21 protein-coding genes, 1 tRNA gene, 1 rRNA gene, 1 other RNA gene and 1 pseudogene (1 of these 25 only partly in view) are annotated in these 23,037 nt (G+C 54.3%); 23 read left to right on the top strand and 2 right to left on the bottom strand.

Going from position 1 to position 23,037, the window contains the following annotated elements; genetic code table 11:
• Positions 1–74 precede the first annotated feature (74 nt).
• Positions 75–1,154, bottom strand: a pseudogene (locus tag GN111_RS31455) (IS4 family transposase); the annotation flags it as partial.
• Between the two features lie 413 nt (positions 1,155–1,567).
• On the opposite strand from GN111_RS31455, the gene GN111_RS34550 reads away from it, so the two are divergent.
• Positions 1,568–1,723 carry a helix-turn-helix domain-containing protein gene (locus GN111_RS34550; RefSeq protein ID WP_353740209.1) on the top strand — a complete coding sequence of 52 codons (156 nt, stop codon included), beginning with the start codon at positions 1,568–1,570 and terminating at the stop codon, positions 1,721–1,723.
• Between the two features lie 27 nt (positions 1,724–1,750).
• Positions 1,751–2,911 (top strand): tyrosine-type recombinase/integrase, encoded by a 1,161-nt coding sequence (locus GN111_RS31465; protein ID WP_155307545.1) that lies wholly within the window; start codon positions 1,751–1,753, stop codon positions 2,909–2,911.
• Between the two features lie 144 nt (positions 2,912–3,055).
• Here GN111_RS31465 and GN111_RS31470 read toward each other — a convergent pair.
• Positions 3,056–3,132, bottom strand: a tRNA-Pro gene (locus tag GN111_RS31470).
• Between the two features lie 60 nt (positions 3,133–3,192).
• Between GN111_RS31470 and GN111_RS31475 the strand changes: the two genes are divergently transcribed.
• The 21 genes from GN111_RS31475 to GN111_RS31570 form a co-directional block, all read left to right on the top strand.
• Entirely contained in the window at positions 3,193–4,113 is a 921-nt protein-coding gene (locus GN111_RS31475; RefSeq protein WP_170302550.1) for a S66 peptidase family protein, read from the top strand.
• Between the two features lie 11 nt (positions 4,114–4,124).
• Positions 4,125–5,210 (top strand): serine hydrolase domain-containing protein, encoded by a 1,086-nt coding sequence (locus GN111_RS31480; RefSeq protein ID WP_155307547.1) that lies wholly within the window; start codon positions 4,125–4,127, stop codon positions 5,208–5,210.
• Positions 5,211–5,380: 170 nt separating this feature from the next.
• Positions 5,381–6,421, top strand: a complete 1,041-nt coding sequence (locus GN111_RS31485) for a rod shape-determining protein (RefSeq protein ID WP_155307548.1) — start codon at positions 5,381–5,383, stop codon at positions 6,419–6,421.
• A gap of 8 nt (positions 6,422–6,429) precedes the next feature.
• Positions 6,430–7,266, top strand: a complete 837-nt coding sequence (mreC, locus tag GN111_RS31490; protein ID WP_155307549.1) for a rod shape-determining protein MreC — start codon at positions 6,430–6,432, stop codon at positions 7,264–7,266.
• Positions 7,263–7,790, top strand: a complete 528-nt coding sequence (locus tag GN111_RS34075) for a hypothetical protein (RefSeq protein WP_231715613.1) — start codon at positions 7,263–7,265, stop codon at positions 7,788–7,790. Before mreC ends, GN111_RS34075 begins: the two co-directional genes overlap by 4 nt.
• The gene (gene mrdA / locus GN111_RS31495) at positions 7,787–9,640 is read left to right on the top strand and encodes a penicillin-binding protein 2 (RefSeq protein WP_231715614.1); all 1,854 of its coding nucleotides are present in this window, start codon (positions 7,787–7,789) and stop codon (positions 9,638–9,640) included. The genes GN111_RS34075 and mrdA overlap by 4 nt, the downstream gene beginning before the upstream one ends.
• 11 nt (positions 9,641–9,651) lie before the next feature.
• Positions 9,652–10,755, top strand: coding sequence for a rod shape-determining protein RodA (rodA, locus tag GN111_RS31500; protein ID WP_155307551.1), 1,104 nt, complete (start codon positions 9,652–9,654; stop codon positions 10,753–10,755).
• An 82-nt stretch (positions 10,756–10,837) separates the two neighbouring features.
• Positions 10,838–11,242, top strand: coding sequence for a bactofilin family protein (locus tag GN111_RS31505; RefSeq protein WP_170302551.1), 405 nt, complete (start codon positions 10,838–10,840; stop codon positions 11,240–11,242).
• 297 nt (positions 11,243–11,539) lie between these two features.
• On the top strand, positions 11,540–11,965 hold the full coding sequence (locus tag GN111_RS31510; protein ID WP_155307553.1) for a F0F1 ATP synthase subunit B: 426 nt from the start codon (positions 11,540–11,542) through the stop codon (positions 11,963–11,965).
• Entirely contained in the window at positions 11,965–12,579 is a 615-nt protein-coding gene (locus tag GN111_RS31515) for a F0F1 ATP synthase subunit B (RefSeq protein ID WP_155307554.1), read from the top strand. Before GN111_RS31510 ends, GN111_RS31515 begins: the two co-directional genes overlap by 1 nt.
• Positions 12,579–13,130: an ATP synthase F1 subunit delta gene (atpH, locus tag GN111_RS31520; protein ID WP_155307555.1), complete on the top strand. Its 552-nt coding sequence runs from the start codon at positions 12,579–12,581 to the stop codon at positions 13,128–13,130. The genes GN111_RS31515 and atpH overlap by 1 nt, the downstream gene beginning before the upstream one ends.
• On the top strand, positions 13,130–14,647 hold the full coding sequence (atpA, locus tag GN111_RS31525; protein WP_155307556.1) for a F0F1 ATP synthase subunit alpha: 1,518 nt from the start codon (positions 13,130–13,132) through the stop codon (positions 14,645–14,647). Before atpH ends, atpA begins: the two co-directional genes overlap by 1 nt.
• Positions 14,648–14,702: 55 nt before the next feature.
• Positions 14,703–15,593 carry an ATP synthase F1 subunit gamma gene (atpG, locus tag GN111_RS31530; RefSeq protein WP_155307557.1) on the top strand — a complete coding sequence of 297 codons (891 nt, stop codon included), beginning with the start codon at positions 14,703–14,705 and terminating at the stop codon, positions 15,591–15,593.
• A 22-nt stretch (positions 15,594–15,615) separates the two neighbouring features.
• The gene (atpD, locus tag GN111_RS31535; RefSeq protein ID WP_155307558.1) at positions 15,616–17,031 is read left to right on the top strand and encodes a F0F1 ATP synthase subunit beta; all 1,416 of its coding nucleotides are present in this window, start codon (positions 15,616–15,618) and stop codon (positions 17,029–17,031) included.
• Positions 17,032–17,051: 20 nt separating this feature from the next.
• Positions 17,052–17,465, top strand: coding sequence for a F0F1 ATP synthase subunit epsilon (locus GN111_RS31540; protein WP_155307559.1), 414 nt, complete (start codon positions 17,052–17,054; stop codon positions 17,463–17,465).
• 259 nt (positions 17,466–17,724) lie between these two features.
• Complete coding sequence (locus tag GN111_RS31545; protein WP_155307560.1) at positions 17,725–17,967, top strand: hypothetical protein; 243 nt, start codon at positions 17,725–17,727, stop codon at positions 17,965–17,967.
• Between the two features lie 36 nt (positions 17,968–18,003).
• A complete protein-coding gene (locus GN111_RS31550; protein WP_155307561.1) occupies positions 18,004–18,300 on the top strand; it encodes a cell division protein ZapA in 297 nt (98 codons plus the stop codon).
• Positions 18,301–18,393: 93 nt separating this feature from the next.
• Positions 18,394–18,573, top strand: a non-coding RNA gene (gene ssrS, locus GN111_RS31555) — 6S RNA.
• Positions 18,574–18,883: 310 nt separating this feature from the next.
• Complete coding sequence (gene rny / locus GN111_RS31560) at positions 18,884–20,446, top strand: ribonuclease Y (RefSeq protein ID WP_155307562.1); 1,563 nt, start codon at positions 18,884–18,886, stop codon at positions 20,444–20,446.
• A gap of 74 nt (positions 20,447–20,520) precedes the next feature.
• Positions 20,521–21,810 (top strand): tyrosine--tRNA ligase, encoded by a 1,290-nt coding sequence (gene tyrS, locus GN111_RS31565; RefSeq protein ID WP_155307563.1) that lies wholly within the window; start codon positions 20,521–20,523, stop codon positions 21,808–21,810.
• A 358-nt stretch (positions 21,811–22,168) separates the two neighbouring features.
• A 16S ribosomal RNA gene (locus tag GN111_RS31570) occupies positions 22,169–23,037 on the top strand; it runs 694 nt beyond the window's last position.

Genomic DNA, 23,037 nt, shown 5'->3' on the forward strand with positions numbered 1-23,037 from the left:
ATTGCACTAACGTTTTCTAATTTTGGCTCTTTTTCATATCGCTGATCACCGGCATCCACAGGCCAGCATCGCAGTTCATTTTCGATCTGAGTACGCAACTGCCTCACCCGCCGGATGGATACCTTTTCCTTAAAATGGTTGTGACAGTATATGGCCAACAACAGATAAGTGATCAGGCCTGAAAGGATCTGGACCATGAGGCCATAGGAACTGCGGGCAATCAGATGGTAGACCTTCAGGTGTCTTTTCCACCAGGCAAAAAAGTTCTCAATGTTCCAGCGCAATTTATACGCCTGTGCGATCTGCTCCGACGATAAATCGTAGCGATTGGTGGCAATCCAGTATTTGACACGGTCGACTTCGTAACCCACCAACCGTAAGGGGCGTTGGCTCTGGTTTATACCCGCGGTACCCAAAAGTACCATGCCATCGAAGAAAACAATGCTGTCAGCAGGTATCGCGTGCTGAGAGACGATCTTTTTCTTGGTGCTGGCCTTGATTCGGCAAATAAACAACTGATCGTTTTCTTGCCATTGATCGAACAGTTCGTGGCATTGATATCCACGGTCCAGAACCCCGGTTTGCCCTTTCGAAAGTATCTTAGAGACAAAAGGCCTTTCCGCACCGTTGCCGTCGGTGAGATAAACTTTCCTGGGAATGGATCGATTCAGGTCAAAGCCGACATGAACTTTTGCCTTTTTGGATGCTTTTCGATAATCGGCCCAAAGCATGGATAAGGTGCCATCAATCAAGGAACCGTCAATCCCAACCAATTGGCCAAGCTCCTTATTGGCCTCCGGTAACAAATGGGATGCTTGCTGTTGGAGATTTTCGAATACATGTAAGAACTGATCAAGCCCACGCGTGTTTGTGGCCTCGGAGAAACTGCTCTTTTCAATGCCATCTTCAGGAGCAATATGTTCTCTGGCAAAGTTGTCTTCTTTGAGAGTTTGCAAAAGGTGTTGTGCCGATGTGTGTTCTTCAAGATGGAAAAAGACCAATGCCCGCAGCTGCTCCTCGAAAGACATTTTCAAGGGGCGATTCCCTCTGGATTGAAGTTCAGGCATCGTATTCATGGCATTAAGAGCAGGTTTCAATAAGTCGAAAAAAGAAATGGAGCTTGGCTTTTTGCATGGGTGAAATGTGCGCGGCATGTATAACCTCCTGTAATAATGAGTTATACAAAATCGCGCCGCTTATTGACCGCTTGTTGTCAAGCATAAAATTGCGTCATTACAAAATAATCTCAAATGCTTATATGCAAAAGCCTATCCGGAAATTACTGATAAAAATTACCATATAAAGTAAAATATACTATTTAAGCTAACATCACAATTTAAAATCAAATTATATGCGGAAATCATGGAAAACACATAATTTTCAGACATATATGTAACATGATCAGGCCGTGGGACACTGCTTACAAGCCGCCCTACTGACATTGTAGCAGGGCAATACCGCGCTGCTACAAGACCGGATGCACGTTGAGCGCAACTGCCAAGTGCATTTTGAGACTTTAGGAGGGTTTGTATTTATGTTAGAGAGTACATCAGAAAACAGGCGTTTGATGACCAGGGGGGAGGTTGCTGACCTTCTCAGAGTCCATCCCACAACTGTATCAAGGTGGGTCAAACACGGCGAAATCGGATACTACCGCATTGGCGGCAGGGTCTTGTTTCGTTCGGATGACGTCTGGGCGTTCTTTGAAAAGCATCGGGGTTGAGAATACGTTTCTGGAAAGGAGATTACCATGGCTAACGTAAAAATCCAGAAACGGGTTCGACAAAATGGAAACAGCTATGTTGTGACCTACAGCGATCCGGTGACGGGTAAATCACGGTACTACAAAACTTTCCGGCGAATGCGGGAAGCGCAGGATGCGCGTAATGAATTGCGCCAGTTGATTGACGCCGGCAAAGCGCAATCGATTCGAAGAACAAAGATCGAGATGCGTACCTTTGGTGAAGTTTCCGGCTCCTTGCGGGAGATTTGGAAAACCCGCTTGAAGCGTGACCGCCTGCGGGAAGAAACTGTCGATGGATACAACGACAATGCCAACCTTCTGGACCGTGAATTCGGGGGCCGTCTGCTATGTGAAATATCCAGAAAGGATATCGTCGAGTATCGTGACCGGGTGGCTGATATGAATTCCAATGTGTCTGCCAATAGGCGGTTGTTTATCCTCAAGCAGGTCTTCAAGCACGGCCTCAAGCTGGGGGCGATTGTGGAAGATCCTTCAACCGGTATTTCCAAGCTCAGCGAAAAGGCGCATGAACGCAACCGGTACCTTCGCAAGCATGAAATCCAGCTGTTGATCGCTGCCTGCCGGCAGACCCGGAGCAAACACTACCTTCCGGCTCTGATCTGGCTGGGTGTGGAGCATGGAACCAGCCGTCAAGAGGCCCTTGATTTGAAATGGAGCGATGTCGGGCTTGATTATACCGATGAAGCCTTCGTTCGGCTCTATCGGACTAAAAATCAGCAGGAGCGCACTTTCAATATCGGCTACAATAGTCTCCAGGCTTTGTTGCATTGGCGCGAACACCTCAAATGGATGCGGCATCGCAAAAACATCGTACCTGTGGAGACCCGCTTCATCTTTTGCCGGCTGAACGGCCAGCGCATCAAACGATTCGATAGCGCATGGTACTCGGCTTGCCGTTTCGCGGGAATAGAGGACTTGCATTACCACGATCTGCGGCATACATTTTGCTCACATATCATTTTGCAGGGTGGCGATCTGAAAGATGCCAAGGAGATGATCGGTCACAGCGATCTATCGATGACTGACCGCTATACACATTTGACCTTGAACCGCAAAAAAACACTGATCGACCGGCTGTCGGATTACTATAAAGATGATGGTCAAGGCGGTAGGATGGAACCACGGTCAAGTGGAACGTTTGGGTAGGACGGATTAGGTGTTGAGCATGAATCGGTTACACGGCATGGTAAGTGAGGTACATATTTGGTACACAAAACCGAAAATCGGCACAAAAACGAAAAAAAGCGGCTTTGCCCATTTGGCTAAACCGCTTATTTCATTAAGATTTTCTGGTCGGGGCGAGAGGATTTGAACCTCCGACCCCTTGAACCCCATTCAAGTGCGCTACCAGACTGCGCTACGCCCCGACGAGAAAGCACCCCTTTAGCACCAACGCCATGGGGTGTCAAGGATCGGAGAAGAAAAACATGCCTTCATCGATTGTCCCCCAAACGAACCTGCCCCGGGCACTGAAACCCGGCGACAGGATCGGTATTGCCGCGCCGGCCAGTCCCTTCGATGGCAAGTCCTTCGAAGCGGGCCTTGGCGTATTGGAATCCATGGGCTTCAACCCGGTGGTTCCCGAAGGGCTTTTCGAGAAAAACGGATTTCTGGCCGGAACGGACCGGCACCGGGCCGACCAGCTGACCCGCCTGTTTACCGATCCCGAGATCGATGGCATTATCTGTGCGCGGGGCGGATATGGCTCCATGAGAATCCTGCCGCTGCTGGATGCCGATGTCCTGGCCAAGCACCCCAAGGTTTTCGTCGGGTTCAGCGACATCACCGCCCTGATCGGATTTCTCGTACAGCGCTGCGGCATGACGGTTTTCCACGGCCCCTCGGTGACCACGCTGGGCGACGGAAATCTGCAAACCCGCGAGCATCTTATGGCGGCTTTAACTCGGGCGGAGCCATTGACGCTGACCGCCGAGGCCGGCCGGACGATCCATTCGGGCCGTGCCCAAGGGCCGTTTCTCTGCGGCAACCTGACCCTGTTCTGCCATCTCACCGGCACCCCCTTTCAGCCGGACCTGAAAGATCGTATCCTGCTCATCGAAGACCGGGGAGAGGCGCCGTACCGCATCGACCGCATGCTGACCCAGATGCGCATGGCCGGCTGTTTCCAGGGGTTGGCCGGTTTGGCAGTGGGGGCCTTTACCGACTGCGGATCGTCCCGACAAATCAACGAGATCGTCGCCGACCGGCTGAGTGGACTGGACATTCCCATCCTGGCCGGTTTCGACGCTGGACACGAAGGGGTCAACATGACCCTGCCCGTGGGAGTGCCGGCACGCCTGGACACCGCCTCTAAAACCTTGTCCTTTCTAAATCCCGCGGTCCGTTGAACGGTGCGCCGATGAAGGTCGATCCCGTTGACGATCTGATGGAAGAAGGCCTGCGGGAGCGTGTTTTTCCCGGAGCGGTGCTGTTGGTGGGAAAAGGGGACGCCGAGCTTTTCCTGCGGGCTTACGGCAAAGCTGATCTGTTCTCGAACCGCCTAATGACGCCGGAGACCGTGTTCGACCTGGCCTCTTTGACCAAGCCTCTGGCCATGGCCCCGGCGGTGGCCAAGCTGGTCGACCGGGGACGAATTTTGCTGGATCGACCGGCGGCAGACTGGCTGCCTGAACTGGCCGGCGATAAAACCGCAATCACGATCCGACAGCTTCTCTGCCATCGTAGCGGTCTGCCCGCCCACCGCCTTTTCTATATGACCCTCAAGAACCTGGATCCGCGGGAACGGAAAGACGCCGTATTGGGGCTGATTGCACGCACACCACTGGTAACGCCTCCCGGAACGGCAACCCTGTACAGCGATTTAGGGTTCATGCTGCTGTGCCGCCTGGTCGAGCGTGTGGCTGGCTGCACCCTGGAAAATTTCCTGGCCGAGCAGATTTATGGCCCCATGGAAATCGACGATCTTTTTTTCTTTCGGCTGCCGACGAAATCTTCTTCCCACCATGCTTTTGCCGCTACCGAATTTTGCCCTCTAAGATGCCGCCTACTGGTGGGCGAGGTGCATGATGACAACGCCTGGTATGCCGGCGGCGTGGACGGCCATGCCGGCCTGTTCGGCACCGCCCGGGCGGTTTTTTATCTGTTACGGCGATTGACGGCTGAGCATCGCTGCCTTGTAAAAACGCCGGTTTTCTCGAAAGAAGTCCTTGACCCTATCTTTAAAAATGGACCTGACGATAATTTTTCCCTTGGGTTTGACCGGCCGGCTGCCGAAAACTCCAGTGCAGGCCGCTATTTTTCGAAAAATAGCGTGGGACACCTTGGGTTTACCGGTGTCTCTTTCTGGATGGATCCGACCACGGATGTGACGGTCGTTTTGCTGACCAACCGGGTTCATCCGTTTCGCTGGCACAATCGGCTGGTCGATTTCCGCCCCAAAATCCATGACCGGATCATGGAACAATTTGGAATTCAAGCGGATTAAAGCTGATTTCAACAAATTAAGTCTTGAAATGAAGCAGCGTTTCTGGTACCCGTTCGAAGAGTCCGTCCGCAGCGCGAAGCGACCTATCCTGCGGATGTCGGCCCGCGGATGCCGGGCCTTTCCGCAGACCTACTGGAAAACGTTGCGCATCAACTACTAAAAGAGGCAGCATGAACTTTTTCGATTCCATTCTGGGCGTCTTTTCCAGTGACCTGGCCATCGACCTGGGTACGGCCAACACGCTGGTTTACGTCAAAGGCAAGGGTATTGTTCTCAGCGAACCCTCCGTGGTCGCCGTGCGGACCGATAACCGTACCAAAAACCGGGTGCTGGCCGTGGGGCTGGAAGCCAAGAACATGCTGGGCCGCACGCCGGGCAACATTGTCGCCATCCGGCCCATGCGGGACGGCGTGATCGCCGATTTCGAAGTGACCGAGGCCATGCTGCGGCATTTCATCCACAAGGTTCATAACCGCCGAACCTTCGTGCGGCCCCGCATCATCATCGCCGTTCCCTCTGGCATTACCCAGGTGGAAAAGCGGGCCGTGCGGGAATCAGCGGAGTCCGCCGGTGCAAGGGAAGTCTTTCTGATCGAAGAGCCCATGGCCGCGGCCATCGGCGCCGATCTGCCCATTACCGAGCCCACCTGCAACATGGTGGTGGACATCGGCGGCGGCACCACCGAAGTGGCCGTTATCTCCCTGGCCGGCATCGTTTACAGCCGCAGCCTGCGGGTGGCTGGCGACAAAATGGACGAAGCCATTATCCAGTACGTCAAGCGCAAGTACAACCTGCTAATCGGCGAACGCACCGCCGAAATCATCAAAACCACCATCGGCAACGCCTATCCGGATCCCAACAAGGTGGAAACCATCGAGGTCAAGGGGCGCGACCTGGTTACCGGCATCCCCAAGATCCTGGCCATCGACTCCGAAGAGATCCGCGAGGCCATTTCCGAACAGATCGAAGCCATCGTGGAAACGGTGAAAATCGCTCTCGAACAGACGCCACCCGAACTGGCCGCCGACATCGTCGACCGCGGCATCGTGCTGACCGGCGGGGGCGCCCTTTTGAAGAACCTGGACAAGCTGCTCCGGGAAGAGAGCGGGCTGCCTATCACGGTTACCGAAGATCCGCTGTCCACTGTGGCCTTGGGGTCCGGCAAAACGCTGGACAGCCTGGAAATCCTTAAACAGGTCATCATCGTCTAACGGGTCCCATGTTTTCCAAACGGATGATTCTGATTGCCGTGGTAATCCTCCTGGTCGCGGTGAATGTCATCCTGCTAACCATTACCGGCAAGCATGCCCAGGCGCCTTCTGGGCTCGGCCGGGGCGCGTTGGTTGTCGTATCTCCTTTTCAAAAGGAACTCACCGGTTTTTTCCAATCCGTAAAAAACATCTGGAACCAGTATTTCTACCTCGTCTCCATGGCCGAAGAGAACCGGCGGCTGAAAAAAGAGTTGGGCCTGCGCTCGCAACAGCTCAACGACTGCGTCGAGACCGGCCTGGCCAACCAGCGGTTGCGCCATATGCTGGGGTTTGAACCGGACATCCAGCGGCCGATGATTGCCGCCCGGGTTGTGGGCCGCGATCCTTCGCCGTGGGCCAAGACGGTCATTATAGACAAGGGAACCGCCGATGGCGTCAACCAGAGTGCACCGGTGGTGATTCCCGAAGGCATCGTCGGCGTGGTCGTCGAGGCCTCCGGCCATTACGCGAAAGTACTGCTTTTGATCGACCCCAACAGTGCCGTAGACACCCTGGTGCAGTCCACCCGGGCGCGGGGCATCGTCAAGGGCGGCGGCGAAGGTGTTTGTATCTTCGACTATGTGCTGCGCAAGCATTCCGTCAGCGTGGGCGACACCGTGGTTTCTTCCGGATTGGACGGGGTTTTCCCCAAGGGGCTGCGGGTGGGGCGCGTTTCCGAAATCGTCCGGCAGAACGCCGGCATTTTTCAGAAGGTATCGGTAACGCCATCCGTGGATTTCGAAATTCTCGAAGAGGTGTTCGTCATTTCCGGTCCGGTTCCCGATAATCCTTCCGGAGCGTCATGATTTACGCCTATCATCTGGTTGTCTGCCTGTTTCTGATTCTTTTCCAGACCACCCTTTCAACGGTCTGCGGTCCGACCTGCCTTTACGATTTGCTGGTTCCGCTGGTGGTTTATCTGGGCGTCTATCGGCTGCCCCGGGAGGCGCTGCCTGTCCTGATCCTGGGAGGACTGGCCATGGACGGCATCTCCGGGGGCGTATTCGGCGTCCATTTGAGCGCCTACCTGTGGATGTACGTCGGGGTTCGCTGGGCGATCCAGTTTCTGCATGCCGGCAATGCGATTTTGCTGCCGGTGTTGGTCACCGTCGCCATCGCTTTCAAATGCATTGTGGTGGCCTTCTCCGCCGTAGTCGTGGCATCGGCGCCCTGGCCGGTGGAAGCCGTGTTCCCGGTGGTCAGCGGCCAGATCCTCTGGGGGGCTTTGACCGGACCGCTGCTGATGATGGTACTGATTCGCGGTCGAAAAGCGGTAGATCAGGCCGTAAAAACCTTCGGAGCGGAAAAAGATTCCCTGGGGACGCCTTGACCGATTACCTGGACAATGTAGACAGTGAGTGGTTCGATCAGCGGCTCAGCGTGGTCCTGACCATCGTGGTGGCGGCATTCGTCGTGTTGATCGCCCGACTGCTGTTTCTTCAGGTGATCGAGGGGCACGAACTCCGCCGGCTGTCGGAAATCAACAGCATCCGGCTCAAAAGCGTGGATGCGCCCCGCGGGTTGATCTACGACACCCATCATCGCCTGATGGCGGACAACCGCCCTTCCTACGACCTGAGCGTTATCGTCAAAGACGCTAAACCCCTGGAAGAAACCATCGCAAAGCTGGCCCGCTACACCGGCATCGATGAGGCCGAATTATGGGAAAGCATGCAGCAGCAAAAGGGAAAACGGGCCTACAAGCCCGTGCTGCTCAAATCCGATATCGGCCGAGACGCTTTGGCCGCCATCGAGGTGAACCGCTGGGATCTGCCCGGAATCGTGGTCAACGTCTCTCCCCGCCGGGACTATATCTTCAGCCCCAGTGCGGCCCATATCCTGGGCTACATGGGCGAGATCAGCGAAAAGGAGCTGAAAAGCGGGCGCTACGAAGATTGCAGGACCGGCGATTTTATCGGCAAGTACGGCATCGAACGCGAAAACGAACACTGGCTTCGCGGCAAGCGGGGCGGCCAGCAGGTGGAGGTCAACGCTACCGGTCAGGTGGTCCGGGTCATCAGTACCGTGGATGCGACGCCCGGGCACAATATCTTTTTGTCCATCGATCAGATGCTTCAGCAAAAAGCGGAGCAACTGCTGGCGGATTGGGCCGGCGCGGCCGTGGCGGTGGAACCGTCGACCGGACAGGTGCTGGCCATGGCATCGAGCCCGTCCTACGACCAGAATGCATTCATCACCGGTTTGTCCCACGACGCCTGGAATGCGTTGATTACCGATCCGCAGCGGCCACTTTCCAATAAAGCGATCCAGGCCGAATATCCGCCGGCCTCGACCTATAAGATCATCGCTGCCGCCGCCGGACTGGAAGAGGGGGTGATCGATGCGAACACCACTCATTTTTGTCCGGGTTTCCTCAAATTCGGCAACCGGACCTACCGTTGCTGGAAAAAGTGGGGACACGGAGAAGTGGATGTCTACAAGGCGTTGAAGGAATCCTGCGACGTCTACTTTTATAAGGTGGGCCAGGAACTCGGCGTGGACCGGCTGGCCTGGTATGCGCGGGCCTTCGGTTTGGGGGAACCGACCGGTATCGATCTGCCCCACGAGGAAGGCGGCCTGATTCCAACGGCCCGGTGGAAGAAAAAAAGAACGGGGATCTCCTGGCAAAAGGGGGAAACCCTTTCCGTCGTCATCGGTCAGGGCTTCAATTTGACAACCCCGCTGCAGATGGCCATGGTCGCGGCTGCCGTCGGCAACGGGGGCACGCGGTATCGGCCGCGGATCGTCAAGACCATCCGCACGGCCGACGGCCAGGTGGTCTACCAGAGTTCTCCCGAGGTGGTCGGGCGACTGCCCATCAGCGCATCCACATTGCAGATGGTGCAGGAGGGACTGTTCAAAGCCGTCAACGAGCCGCACGGAACGGCCTATGCCAGCCGGTTGGACGCAGTGGCCATGTGCGGTAAGACCGGAACCGCCCAGGTAGTGGGACGCAAAGAGGAGGATGCCGACGGCGAAGGGGAGGGCGAGCCGATCAAGGATCACGCCTGGTTTGTGGCCTACGCCCCTAGACAGAATCCCGTGATTGCCGTGGCGGTGCTTATCGAGCACGGCGAGCATGGATCTTCCGCCGCCGCCCCGGTAGCCGCCGAAATGATTCGTACATACATTGCCGGGCAGAATGGGACGGATTCGCCCGAAAAGACAAACCCGCAATAGGACCGTTTGTCATGTTCGATCGACGATTGCTGCAATGTTTTGACTGGGGCTTGCTGCTCCTGACCCTGGCCCTGGGCGGGGCGGGGCTGGTGGCGCTGTACAGCGCCGTTTCGGCCGGCGTTGTGGAACCGGACATCCTGCTTTTCAAAAAGCAATTGATCTGGTACGGGGTCGGGCTAGTGGCCATGGTGGTCTGTTTTCTCTTCGACTACAAACAGATCGAACGATTTGCCACCTTTATTTATCTGATGTCGGTCGGTTCCCTGGTTACCGTGCTCTTCTTCGGCAAGATCGTGGGCGGGTCCAAACGCTGGCTGCCCATGGGACCGTTTTCGCTGCAGCCGTCGGAGATGGCCAAGATTGCCGTCATCATCATTCTGGCCCGCTATTTTGCCAAGATCATCAATACCGAGGGCCTCAATCTGAGGGATCTGGTGGGGCCGGTCCTGCTGACGGTGCTGCCATTCGGCCTGATTGTCCGCCAACCGGACCTGGGCACCGCCATGGTGATCGCCCTGATTGCCGGCGCCATGACCCTTTTCGTCAAAATCGAGCGCCGGACCCTGACCTGGCTGATCACCACGTTTACCCTGATGGTTCCGCTGGTGTGGTTTTTTCTGCGCGGCTACCAGAAACAGCGCATCCTGACATTTCTGAATCCGGATCGCGATCCGTTGGGGGCCGGCTACCATATTATTCAATCCAAGATCGCCATCGGCTCGGGGATGCTGACCGGCAAGGGATTTTTAAAAGGAACGCAAAACGCGCTGTCCTTTTTGCCCGAACAGCATACGGATTTCATTTTCTCGGTGCTGGCCGAAGAGTGGGGGCTGGTGGGCTCGTTGACGGTGATCGTTCTGTTCTTGATCATCATCACCTGGGGGTTGAACATTGCCGGCCGGTGCAGGGATCCTTTCGGCACCATTTTGTCCGTCGGCGTGACGTCGATGATCGCATGGCAGGTGCTGATCAACATCGGAATGGTCATGGGGCTCATGCCGGTGGTGGGCGTGACCCTGCCTTTCATCAGTTATGGCGGCTCGTCGATCATCACCATGATGATGGGCATCGGGCTGCTGATGAATGTTAGCATGCGCAGGTTCAAATTCGAATAGGGCGGACGGTTGTGTAATAAGCCCGATATCGGATAGAAAGTTGGAGCAAATAATGTTTGCCAACAGAAAACAGGTGAAAACAATGAAGAAAAACGAAAGCTCGGATCATATCTCCACCCTGCTGGGGGTGGGAACCGCCATCGAGGGGACTTTGACCTTCAACGACACCATTCGCCTGGACGGCAGTGTCAACGGCAAGATCCTTTCGGAAAAAGGTACGGTAATCATTGGCGAACGGGCCACGGTGGATGCCGAAATTAGGGTTGGCACCGCCATTGTCAAGGGAACGGTAAACGGCCATATCCAGGCCGCCGAGCGAATCGAAGTCTACCCGCCGGCCAAAATTTCTGGTGACATTCAGTCCCCCGTCGTCGCCATCGAAACCGGCGTGGTGTTCAATGGCAACTGCAGTATGAGCAAGCCGGAGCCATTGCCGGCCGAATCCAAACCGGCAACAGAAAAATCCATCGAAAAAAAAGCCGAATGAGGGATCGGTTTTCAAACGCCGTGGGAAGGCATTTCGTACGGTCATTTGAAGGTCCGTGCTGAAGACAATCGAATCCCTTGGAATGCGGAGTACTTACGATCCGTCAAAACGAGCGGGGATGAATCGAAACGCAGATTTAGGTCCTTCCGAGGCGCTGCCCATTTAAAAAACCTTTGACATTTCAGCGGTCCTGGTGATATAGACCGCCGGAGTTCGTACCTTTCGTAAGTTATATCTTTCACAGAAAATATATTGTTTTTTTAGCGATTGAAATCTTATTTCAACGGAGGCCTATAGATGGTTAGCGTCGATGGATCCCTACTTGTACAGATGGTGAATTTTTTGCTGTTGATCTGGATTTTGAACATGGTGCTGTACCGGCCCATTCGAAAAATCCTGCTGGAACGTAAAGCAAAGGTGGATGGCATGCAGTCGGCCATTGACGGGTCGGCCGAGCAGGTCAAATCAAAGGAAGACGCATACGCCGAAGGTATTCGCCAGGCCCGGGCCGCAGGCCAGAAGGAAAAGGAAGCGATGATGCAGGCCGCTGCGGAGGAAGAAAAAGCGATCATCGGGAAGATCAACGAATCCGCCCAGGCCGAACTCAAGCAGGTCAAAGCGAAAATTGCCGAAGAAGTGGGTACTGTCAAAGCAGCACTCGAAGAAGAAATAGACGCATTCGCGGATGCGATTGGAAAAAAAATATTGGGGAGGGTTGCTTAATGAAAGTACCATTTTTTTCACGGAAGCGCAGCTATGCCCGGTGGACGTTGCCACTGGTTCTGGCCGCGCTTCTTATGTGTGGGGGCACCTTGGCGCTGGCGTCTTCCGACGCGGGTGGCCACGGTGAGGCTGCCCCCAAGGGATGGGTGGCCACGGACACGTATCGGGTGATGAATTTTGCAGTCTTGTTCATCGGTCTTTTTCTGGTTCTCAAAAAACCGGTTTCCCAGGCTTTGGGGGGGCGGATCCAGGGCATCAAAGAACAACTGGAAGAACTCGAGGAGAAGAAAAAGGTCGCGGAGGCCAAGCTTGCCGAATACGATGCCAAAATGGCCGAATTGGACAAGGAGGCCGAAGCGCTCCTGGCTGAATATGTGAAGCAGGGCGAGGATGCCAAAGCCAAAATCCTGAAGGAAGCCGAGGCGGCCGCCGAGAAGCTGAAAGAGCAGGCCAGCAAGAATATCGAATACGAATTCCAGCAGGCCAAGGCGGACCTGAAAGCCGAAATTGCGGAGAAGGCACTGGCAAAGGCCGAAGCGATCATCAAGGAACAGATCAATTCGGATGACCAGGAAAAACTGGTGGACGAATACTTAGAGAAGGTGGTGGCATAGTGAAGAATCTGGCGATTGCAAGGCGGTATGCCAAAGCGCTCCTGCTGATCGGTAAAGAAGATGGACAGATCGATACCTACCGGGAAGAGTTGGGCGCTTTCGCAAATCTGATCGAGCAGGAGAAGAGCCTTCAACAGGTGCTGGTCAATCCGCTCTACGATGCGGAAGGTCGTAAAAATGTGTTGAAGGGCGTGATGGACAAACTGGATTTGTCCAAGCCCATGACCACGTTCATCTATTTCCTGTTCGACAAGGGACGGATCGGGTTTTTGAGCAACATCAACGACTTTTTCCAGAAGTTTGCCGATGAACTCAAAGGCGTTGCCCGGGCCAGCCTGGTTTCGGCCACGGAGTTGTCTTCCGAAACCATCGAGAAAATTCAGTCAGCCCTGTCCAAGCGGACAGGTAAGGATATTATTCTGGAGGTTGAGCAGGATCCGGAACTGATCGGCGGTATTGTAACCCGGATCGGCGATCTTGTTCTGGACGGCAGTGTTCGGACCCAACTGCTCAATATGAGAGAATCTTTAAAAAGGGGTGAGAGTGTCTAATGGAACTAAGAGCTGAAGAAATAAGTCAGATCATTAAAGAACAGATCACGGATTACGACAAGAAAATTGAACTGAGCGAAACCGGTGTCGTTTTGTCAGTCGGCGATGGTATTTCCCGCGTCTACGGTCTGGAAAAAGCCATGGCACTCGAACTGGTGGAGTTCCCCGGCGGCGTCCTCGGGCTGGTGCTCAACCTGGAAGAGGACAACGTGGGTATCGCCATCATGGGTGACGACTCCGGCATTAAAGAGGGCGACATGGTCAAACGGACCGGGAAGATCGCTCAGGTGCCCGTGGGAGAGCCTGTGCTCGGCCGCGTGGTTTCCGGCGTAGGGGAGCCCATCGACGGCAAGGGTGCGATCGACACCCCGGAAACCCGTCGTGTGGAGATGGTGGCCCCCGGCGTCATCGCCAGAAAATCGGTTCACGAACCCTGCTACACCGGTCTGAAAGCGGTCGATGCCATGACTCCCGTTGGCAAAGGACAGCGCGAGTTGATCATCGGTGACCGCCAGATCGGAAAGACCGCCGTGGCCGTGGATGCCATCCTGGCCCAGAAAAATACGGATGTATTCTGTATCTATGTGGCCTGCGGGCAGAAAAAATCGACCGTCGCCCAGGTGGCAGCCATTCTCGAACGGGAAGGCGCCATGGAGTACACCACCATCGTTGCAGCCTGTGCCTCCGACCCGGCGACCCTCCAGTACCTGGCGCCGTATGCCGGGTGCGCCATGGGCGAATATTTCCGGGACAAAGGCCAGCACGCCCTGATCATTTACGATGACCTTTCCAAGCAGGCTGCCGCCTATCGCCAGGTTTCCCTGCTGCTCAGACGGCCTCCGGGACGTGAGGCCTTCCCGGGCGACATTTTTTACAACCACTCCCGGTTGCTGGAACGCTCCGCCAAGTTGAGCGATGAGCTGGGTGCCGGCTCCCTGACGGCCCTGCCGATCATCGAAACCCAGGCCGGTGACGTTTCGGCCTATATTCCGACCAACGTGATCTCGATTACCGACGGCCAGATTTACCTGGAACCGAGCCTGTTCTTTGCCGGCGTCCGTCCGGCCATCAACGTCGGTCTCTCGGTATCCCGCGTCGGTGGTGCCGCCCAGACCAAGGCCATGAAGAAAGTGGCCGGTACCCTGCGCCTGGATATGGCCCAGTTCCGCGAACTGGAGGCCTTTGCCGCCTTCGGCAGCGACCTGGATGCGGCCACGCAAAAGCAGCTGACCCGTGGCGAACGTCTGGTGCAGGTACTCAAGCAGCCCCAGTATCAGCCGCTGTCCCACGAAAAGCAGGTGACCATCCTTTATGCGGCCACCCGAGGCTATCTGGATCAATTCCCGTCTGACGTCGTCGCCAAATACGAAGCCGGGCTCTATCCTTTCGTCGAAGAGCGTTATCCGCAGATCTATTCCAAGCTGGAGGAGGCTCAGGATATTACTGACGAAATCGATGGCCTGCTCAAGACAGCCCTGGAGGCTTACGGCGAGGAATTCAAGGATACCATCAAATAGAAGCTTTGGGGTAAACTGCTGAAATCAGAACACATGCGATAAGGACGACAACTTTATGCCATCATTAAAGGATGTCCAGTTAAAAATCCAGGGTGTCAAGAAGACCAAGCAGATCACCAAAGCCATGAACATGGTGGCAACCTCACGGTTGCGCGGTGCGCAGGGGGCGATGGACGGATTTCGCCCCTATGCCGAAAAATTCTCGGAGGTCCTTGGCAGTCTGGCGGAAAAAGCCGGAGAGGAAGCCAGCCCGTTGTTGATTCCCAAAGAAGAGGTCCGCAAGATCCATATTGTGCTGTGCACCTCGGATCGGGGGTTGTGTGGCGGCTTCAACATCAACCTGACCGATGCAGTTAAAAACTACATCAAGTCCAACAGCATCGAGGATGCCGAATACTCGTTCACCTGTTTCGGCAAAAAAGGCCGCGATTGGTCCCGCAAAAAAGGTCATGAGATTGTCGAAGCACATTTGGGGATCGTGGGGAGCAAGTTCGGATTCAGCGTCGCTTCGACTGCCGGAAGAAAACTGGTGGACGGTTTTCTTGACGGCAAGTACGATGAAGTTCATATCGTCTTCGCCGAATTCGTAAGCATGGCCAAGCAGCTGCCGGTGGTTCAGCAGCTGCTGCCCATTCCGCCAATCGTTAAAGATGAGGCGGAAGAAGATGCCAGCAAGGAATACCAGGCCGAACACATATGCGAGCCATCCCCCGAAGAACTTCTGGGCGACTTGCTGCCACGCAACGTATATGTCCAGATCTACCGGGCGCTGCTGGAAACATCCACCAGCGAACATGCCGCCCGGATGAGCGCCATGGATAACGCCACCAAGGCGTGCAACGATATGATCGACAGTTTGACCCTCGCATATAACAAAGCCCGACAGGCAGCCATTACCGCGGATCTGATGGATATCGTCGGTGGCGCCGAGGCCCTTAAGGGTTAATACACAATTTAGGAGGCTGTAAATGGCAGAGAACATAGGTAAAATCACACAGGTTATGGGGCCTGTCGTCGACGTTGAGTTTGAACAGGGACAGTTGCCGAATATCCTTACCGGGCTTTTGATCTCCAACCCGGCCATCAGCGACGAAGAAGACAATCTCGTGGTCGAGGTGGCCCAGCACCTCGGTGACAACGTGGTGCGTACCATCGCCATGGACGTGACCGACGGTCTGGTTCGCGGGATGCCGGTGAAAGATACCGGTGCACCGATCCAGATGCCCGTGGGCGAAGCCAGCCTTGGCCGCGTACTCAACGTCGTGGGGCGGCCCGTGGACGGTTTGGGTCCCGTCAGCCAGGAAAAGATGATGCCCATTCACCGCCCGGCTCCTCTTTTTACAGAGCAGGACACGGAAGTTCGCGTACTGGAAACCGGCGTCAAGGTAATCGACCTGCTGGTGCCCTTTCCCCGCGGCGGTAAAATGGGAATGTTCGGCGGCGCCGGTGTCGGCAAGACCGTTATCATGATGGAAATGGTCAACAACATCGCCATGCAGCACGGTGGTATTTCCGTGTTTGCCGGTGTGGGCGAACGTACCCGCGAGGGCAACGACCTGTACCACGAGATGAAGGAATCGGGCGTACTTCCTAAAGCCGCTCTGGTTTACGGCCAGATGACCGAACCGCCGGGAGCCCGCGCCCGTGTGGCCCTGTCCGCTTTGACCTGTGCGGAATACTTCCGTGACAAGGAAGGCCAGGACGTGCTGATCTTCATCGACAACATCTTCCGGTTCACCCAGGCGGGTTCCGAAGTATCGGCCCTTCTCGGCCGCATGCCTTCTGCCGTAGGTTACCAGCCGACCCTGGCCGTTGACCTTGGTGGATTGCAGGAACGCATCACCTCCACAGACAAAGGCTCCATTACCGCCGTTCAGTGCGTCTACGTACCGGCCGACGACTTGACCGACCCTGCTCCGGCGACCACCTTTGCGCACCTTGACGGCACCGTGGTCCTCTCCCGTCAGATCGCCGAACTCGGCATTTATCCTGCGGTGGATCCCCTGGATTCCACCTCCCGCATTCTGGATCCCATGGTCATCGGAGAGGAGCACTATCTGGTTGCCCGTCAGGTGCAGAACATGCTGCAGAAATACAAGGAACTGCAGGACATCATCGCCATCCTGGGTATGGAAGAGCTGTCCGACGAGGACAAACTCACCGTTCAGCGGGCCCGCAAGATCCAGCGCTTTCTTTCCCAGCCGTTCCATGTGGCGGAAACCTTTACCGGCAAGGCAGGTAAATACGTCAAGGTCGAAGATACGGTTCGTGCCTTCAAGGAGATCTGCGAGGGTGTGCACGACAGTATCCCGGAACAGGCTTTCTACATGAAAGGCGGCATTGAAGAGGTGCTCGAAGCGGCCAAGGAGATGTCCGAGGCGTAATTCGAAGAAAGAGGCGATAAATGGCTGAAAACATAAGACTCGAAGTGGTTACCCCCGAAAAGTCCGTCGTCAGCGAGGAGGCCCAGATCGTCATGGCCCCGGGTACGCTGGGCGAGTTCGGCGTGCTTTCCGGTCACACCCCATTTCTGACAACCCTGAAGACCGGTGCTCTGAAATACAAAGACGAAGGCGGCCGGGAACGATTCGTTTTTGTCAGCAGCGGATTTGCCGAGGCCTTGCCGGACCGGGTCACGGTTTTGGCCGAATCTGCCGAGCGACGCAAGGACATCGATGTCCAGCGTGCCAAGGCAGCGGCGGAGCGCGCCGAAAAACGCCTCCGTGAGCAGGCCAAAGAGGCTGACATCGATTTTATCCGCGCCAAGGCAGCGTTGCTTCGTGCGATCAACCGGATCCAACTTGCCGAGACGCGTTGATCCATGACCGCTATGCTCCATAGGAAGGTCATTTGACCACTTTGGAGTACGAAACAAACGGTTGATGATTTACAACAGAAAAGGGGTGAGCCGGCTTCGGTTCGCCCCTTTTTTCCGTTGAATGCCTCTATTTTGCAAAGCGATTCCTCCTCGGCGATCCCTGGTTGACCGCCTGTATTCCAGCCGAAAGGATCCAATGGAATTGTCTTGACTTGAAAACTGTTGGCCGTTACTATTATTAATAAAGGAATAGCATAATATGCTGGATATAGAAGCAATACTGCAACAATTTGAACTGATTGAACAAAAAGTGGAACAAGTTGTTCAGGCCCGTCAAAAATTGCAACAGGAAAACCAAGACCTGAACAACCGGATTGGACAACTGGAAAACCTGATACAGGAAAAAAACGACGCAGAAAAGAAGCACGAGGAATTGACCGCCCTCGTCAGGAAAAAAATTGACAACCTGATCGGCCGATTGGAAGGGATAACGGAAGAGTAGGACGCCGACTGGTGGACTTTCAGAAACGGACGCTAATTGGAACAAACGATTACACTGCAAATATTAGGTCGAAATTTCACCTTTCAGACAGAATCCGCTGTGCCGGATGCAAAAGAGGTTGCGGCCCGTTTTGAGGATGCCGTTAAAAAGGTGCAATCGCAGTTTGACGAAAAATTGGTCAATATCGACAAAGAGACGATTTTGATTCTGACCGGACTGAATATTGCGAGCGAGCATTACAAGCTCGAGCAACATTATCGGCGTTTCTTCAGCCGCATGACCGAAAAGTCTGCAGTGGTTCTTAACGAACTGGAAAAGGCGATGGCCTCATGAATGGAAAGGATTTACCGCCATCCGGTCCATTTGAAAGCCAGATCCGGTGCAAGCCGGTCTTTCTGTAATCGTAAACAAAAAAGCGTATCGAATCAGCCCCTGCCGTGTTCGTGATTGGAAGGGAAACTTTGACCCAACACTCACAAATCGGGAACCTTCTCTAGTTTTGGTGAGCAAGTTCTGCATGTACAGAAAAGCCTAAAGAAACTACAAGGTGCCCACCTGATCCTAAGGATCAAAGACCTGCCAACACGGCACAATGGTGGGGGTTCCAAATTTACTGCCCGCCACCCTGTCGTCCCCTCCTTCCATGAACGGCTTTTCTTCTAGGCCGTTAGTCTCTTATCAAGGTCATGGAACCAGAAATACACACTTCCGCCATTATTGTTGCATGCGCGGGGAATCACTCGCGACGCTTCGCGTAAGTGTGATATGGGCTGCCTTCTTATCAAAAAAAGGCTGACTCGGTTCGTCGAAATGGCTCGAACAGTGCCGTAAACCGCAGAAGGGTAATATGGGCATGATCTGGCAGTCAGATTATGAGCCTTTACACATATATAATGATTAGCACCCGGAGAATTAAATGGAAACATATACGATTGTGATCGCGGTCGTTGCGGCCGTCATCGGTTTTGCCGTTGCATTGGGCCTAAAGGGCATTCTGGGCTCAAAAAAATTAAAGGATGCTGCAGCAGAAGCAGAAAAGATGGTCAAGGCGGCCCAAAATGAAGCCGACGGTTTGATCAAGGAAGCGGGGATCGAGGCCAAAGACATTTTATTCAGGATGAAGAGCGAGTTCGAATCCGAGGCCAAGGAGACCCGGTCGGAATTAAAGAAACTGGAACGGCGGCTGATTCAAAAAGAAGAGAATATCGATCGCAAAACGGATCTGTTCGAACAGCGTGAAAAAGAGATCGCCCGAAAGGAGCAGTCCCTCTCGGACCGGGATAAATCGGTTTCCAGCAAGGAAGAAAAATACAATGCATTGCTGGAGGAGCAAAAAGCGCAACTGGAAAGGATTTCCACCCTGACTGCCGAACAGGCCAAGGAACTGCTGATCCGCGCCATGGAGAATGAAGCCCGTTATGAAGGGGCCAAGCTGATCAAGCGGATCGAGAACGAAGCCAAAGAAGATGCCGACAAGAAGGCCAAGAAGATTATTGCAACGGCGATTCAGCGCTATTCCGGGGACTTCATTGCTGAACGGACGGTATCGGTGGTCCAACTTCCCGGCGATGAAATGAAGGGCCGTATTATTGGGCGCGAAGGCAGGAATATCAGGGCCATCGAAGCGGCCACGGGAATCGATCTGATCATTGACGACACACCGGAGGCCGTCATTCTTTCCGGATTCAACCCGGTGAGGCGGGAAGTTGCCCGGCTGGCCCTGATCAAGCTGATTTCCGATGGACGCATCCATCCGGCCCGCATTGAAGATGTGGTGAAAAAAGTCGGTCAGGAAGTGGATACCGTGATTAAGGAAGCCGGTGAACAGGCGGCCTTCGATCTGGGGGTTCACGGCATCCACGCTGAATTGATTAAATATCTGGGGCGATTGAAATATCGTACCAGCTATGCCCAAAACGTCCTTCAGCATTCTGTAGAGGTCGGTGCACTGTGCGGCATGATGGCATCGGAACTGGGCCTGAAGGAAAAACTTGCCCGCAGGATGGGACTGCTTCACGACATCGGCAAGGCCATCGACCACGAGGTAGAGGGTCCGCATGCAGTGATCGGTTCGAAATTGGCCAAGAAATTCGGTGAATCGGCGGCCGTCGTTCACGCCATCGGCGCTCATCACGAAGACGTTCCGCCTTCCACCGTATATGCATTGCTGGTACAGGCCGCAGACGGACTTTCCGGTGCCCGTCCCGGAGCAAGGAAGGAACTGCTTGAAAATTACATCCGACGCATCGAGGACCTTGAAGGAATCGCCAATGGATTCAACGGGGTGGCAAACACCTATGCGATTCAGGCGGGCCGGGAGATTCGTGTGATCGTGGAAAGCGATAAGGTATCGGATGAGGAGTCGGTTTTGCTGAGCCGGGACATCGCTAAAAAAATCGAAGAGTCGTTGACCTTTCCGGGCCAGATTAAGGTTACGGTGATCCGTGAAACCCGGGCAGTGGAATATGCCAATAAATAGTCGGTAGCCAATGACCACCGGTTGTTTATGTGCGGAAGAAAATTTGCGCTATCATTTGAAAGGCTGAGCGGAAGATGCCGAATGTGATTGATGTTTTAAAAGAACGGGGTTTTATTGAGCAGGCAACCCATGATCAGGAGTTGAACGATTATGTGAATGCGGGGCCGGTAAGCTGTTATATCGGTTTCGATCCGACGGCCTCAAGCCTCCACGTTGGCAGCCTGGTTCCGATTATGTCGCTGGCCCACATGCAGCGAAACGGGCATCGTCCCATCGCTCTGGTTGGCGGTGGCACCGGACTGGTCGGAGACCCCAGCGGCAAAACGGAAATGCGCAAGCTGCTGACCGAAGACGATGTCGCCCAAAACGTATTGGGGCTCAAATCGCAATTGGCCCGGTTCATCGATTTTGCCGATGAAAAGGCCATCATGGTCAACAATGCGGACTGGTTGACCAAGCTGGCGTATATTCCTTTCCTGAGAGACATCGGCAGGCATTTTTCGGTCAACCGGATGATCCGTGCCGAAAGCTACAAAATGCGGTTGGACTCGGAAGAGGGGCTGAGCTTCATCGAGTTCAATTACATGGTTCTGCAGGCCTACGATTTCCTTGAGCTGCGCAAGCGCTACGACTGCTGCCTGCAGATGGGAGGCAGCGACCAGTGGGGCAATATTGTTGCCGGTATCGATCTGATTCGGCGGGTTGAGGGCAAAAACGCCTTTGGCATCACTTTTCCGCTGATTACCACCGCAAGCGGCGCCAAGATGGGAAAAACGGCAGCCGGCGCCGTCTGGCTCGATCCTGAACGGACTCCGCCTTACGATTATTTCCAGTTCTGGGTGAATACCGATGACCGGGATGTGGCTCGGTTCCTGGCTCTGTTCTCCTTTCTGCCCATGGAGGAAGTCCGATCCGTTGGTGCCCTTGAAGGGGCACAGCTCAATGCCGCCAAATCCATCCTGGCCTTCGAGGCTACGCGTCTGGCCCATGGGGAGGACGAGGCCCTGAAAGCGTATCGGTCTGCGATTTCCATGTTCGGTGCCAGACAGATTTCCAGGGACTTGCTGCCTTCCAGCAAGATTCCCAGGGAGTCGGAGACTTCCGATGACGAAACGGTTCCCAAGACGGAAATGTCCCTGTCGGAAATTGAAGAGGGAATCCCCTGTTTCAAACTGTTTCATCACGTAGGCCTTACCCAATCCTCCGGAGCTGCCAGACGGCTGATTCAGCAGGGTGGTGGCTACATCAACGGGCGGAGGTTGGAGCGTTTTGACGAGATGGTAACCGCCCGGGATATTGAAGATATGCAGATTATGCTGCGGGCCGGCAAAAAGCATTTTTTCAAAATCCGGGTTAAAAGATAAAATAAGCGTTGACAACATCTCGGATGCCATGTAAATAGCGCTTCGTTTTTGATGTTCTCGAAGCGAACCATTCTCGTGATCTTTTTAATTTTGCTGTTTGAAATTAGCCAGTTGGCGTTCCTGACGGACAAACAACCGGCTCCTTTCCAGAAATGTTTAAAAAAGATTCTCGGTCAATTAAAATTCTCATTTTTTCCTATTGACAGAGAGCGGATGGATGGTATATTTAAGCTTTTCGTCAGCCGCGGAAAGGGCTGACAGTTTTGATCTTTGAAAACTAAATAGTGACAGGTTTTAAGAGTTGGGTCTTATCAATTCTAAGTTACGCTAAAAACGTTTTTAACAACGTTTTAAAGTTTAATTGGAGAGTTTGATCCTGGCTCAGAATGAACGCTGGCGGCGTGCTTAACACATGCAAGTCGTACGAGAACGCTCTAGCTTGCTAGGGCAAGTAAAGTGGCGCACGGGTGAGTAACGCGTGGGCAATCTACCTTCGAATTGGGGATAACGTTGCGAAAGCGACGCTAATACCGAATAATATCCATGAATCTTCGGATTTTTGGATCAAGGGTGGCCTCTTCTTGAAAGCTACTGTTTGAAGATGAGCCCGCGTACCATTAGCTTGTTGGTGGGGTAATGGCCTACCAAGGCAACGATGGTTAGCTGGTCTGAGAGGATGATCAGCCACACTGGAACTGACACACGGTCCAGACTCCTACGGGAGGCAGCAGTGAGGAATTTTGCGCAATGGGGGAAACCCTGACGCAGCAACGCCGCGTGAGTGATGAAGGCTTTCGGGTCGTAAAGCTCTGTCAAGTGGGAAGAACCCATATAATGTTAATACCATTATATGCTGACGGTACCACTGAAGGAAGCACCGGCTAACTCCGTGCCAGCAGCCGCGGTAATACGGGGGGTGCAAGCGTTATTCGGAATCATTGGGCGTAAAGAGCACGTAGGCGGCCTGGTAAGTCAGATGTGAAAGCCCGGGGCTTAACCCCGGAAGTGCATTTGATACTGCCAGGCTTGAGTATGGGAGAGGGAAGTGGAATTCCTGGTGTAGAGGTGAAATTCGTAGATATCAGGAGGAACACCGGTGGCGAAGGCGACTTCCTGGACCAATACTGACGCTGAGGTGCGAAGGCGTGGGTAGCAAACAGGATTAGATACCCTGGTAGTCCACGCAGTAAACGTTGATCACTAGGTGTAGCGGGTATTGACCCCTGC

Source organism: Desulfosarcina widdelii (genome assembly GCF_009688965.1).
In the GTDB taxonomy this organism is placed as follows: domain Bacteria; phylum Desulfobacterota; class Desulfobacteria; order Desulfobacterales; family Desulfosarcinaceae; genus Desulfosarcina; species Desulfosarcina widdelii.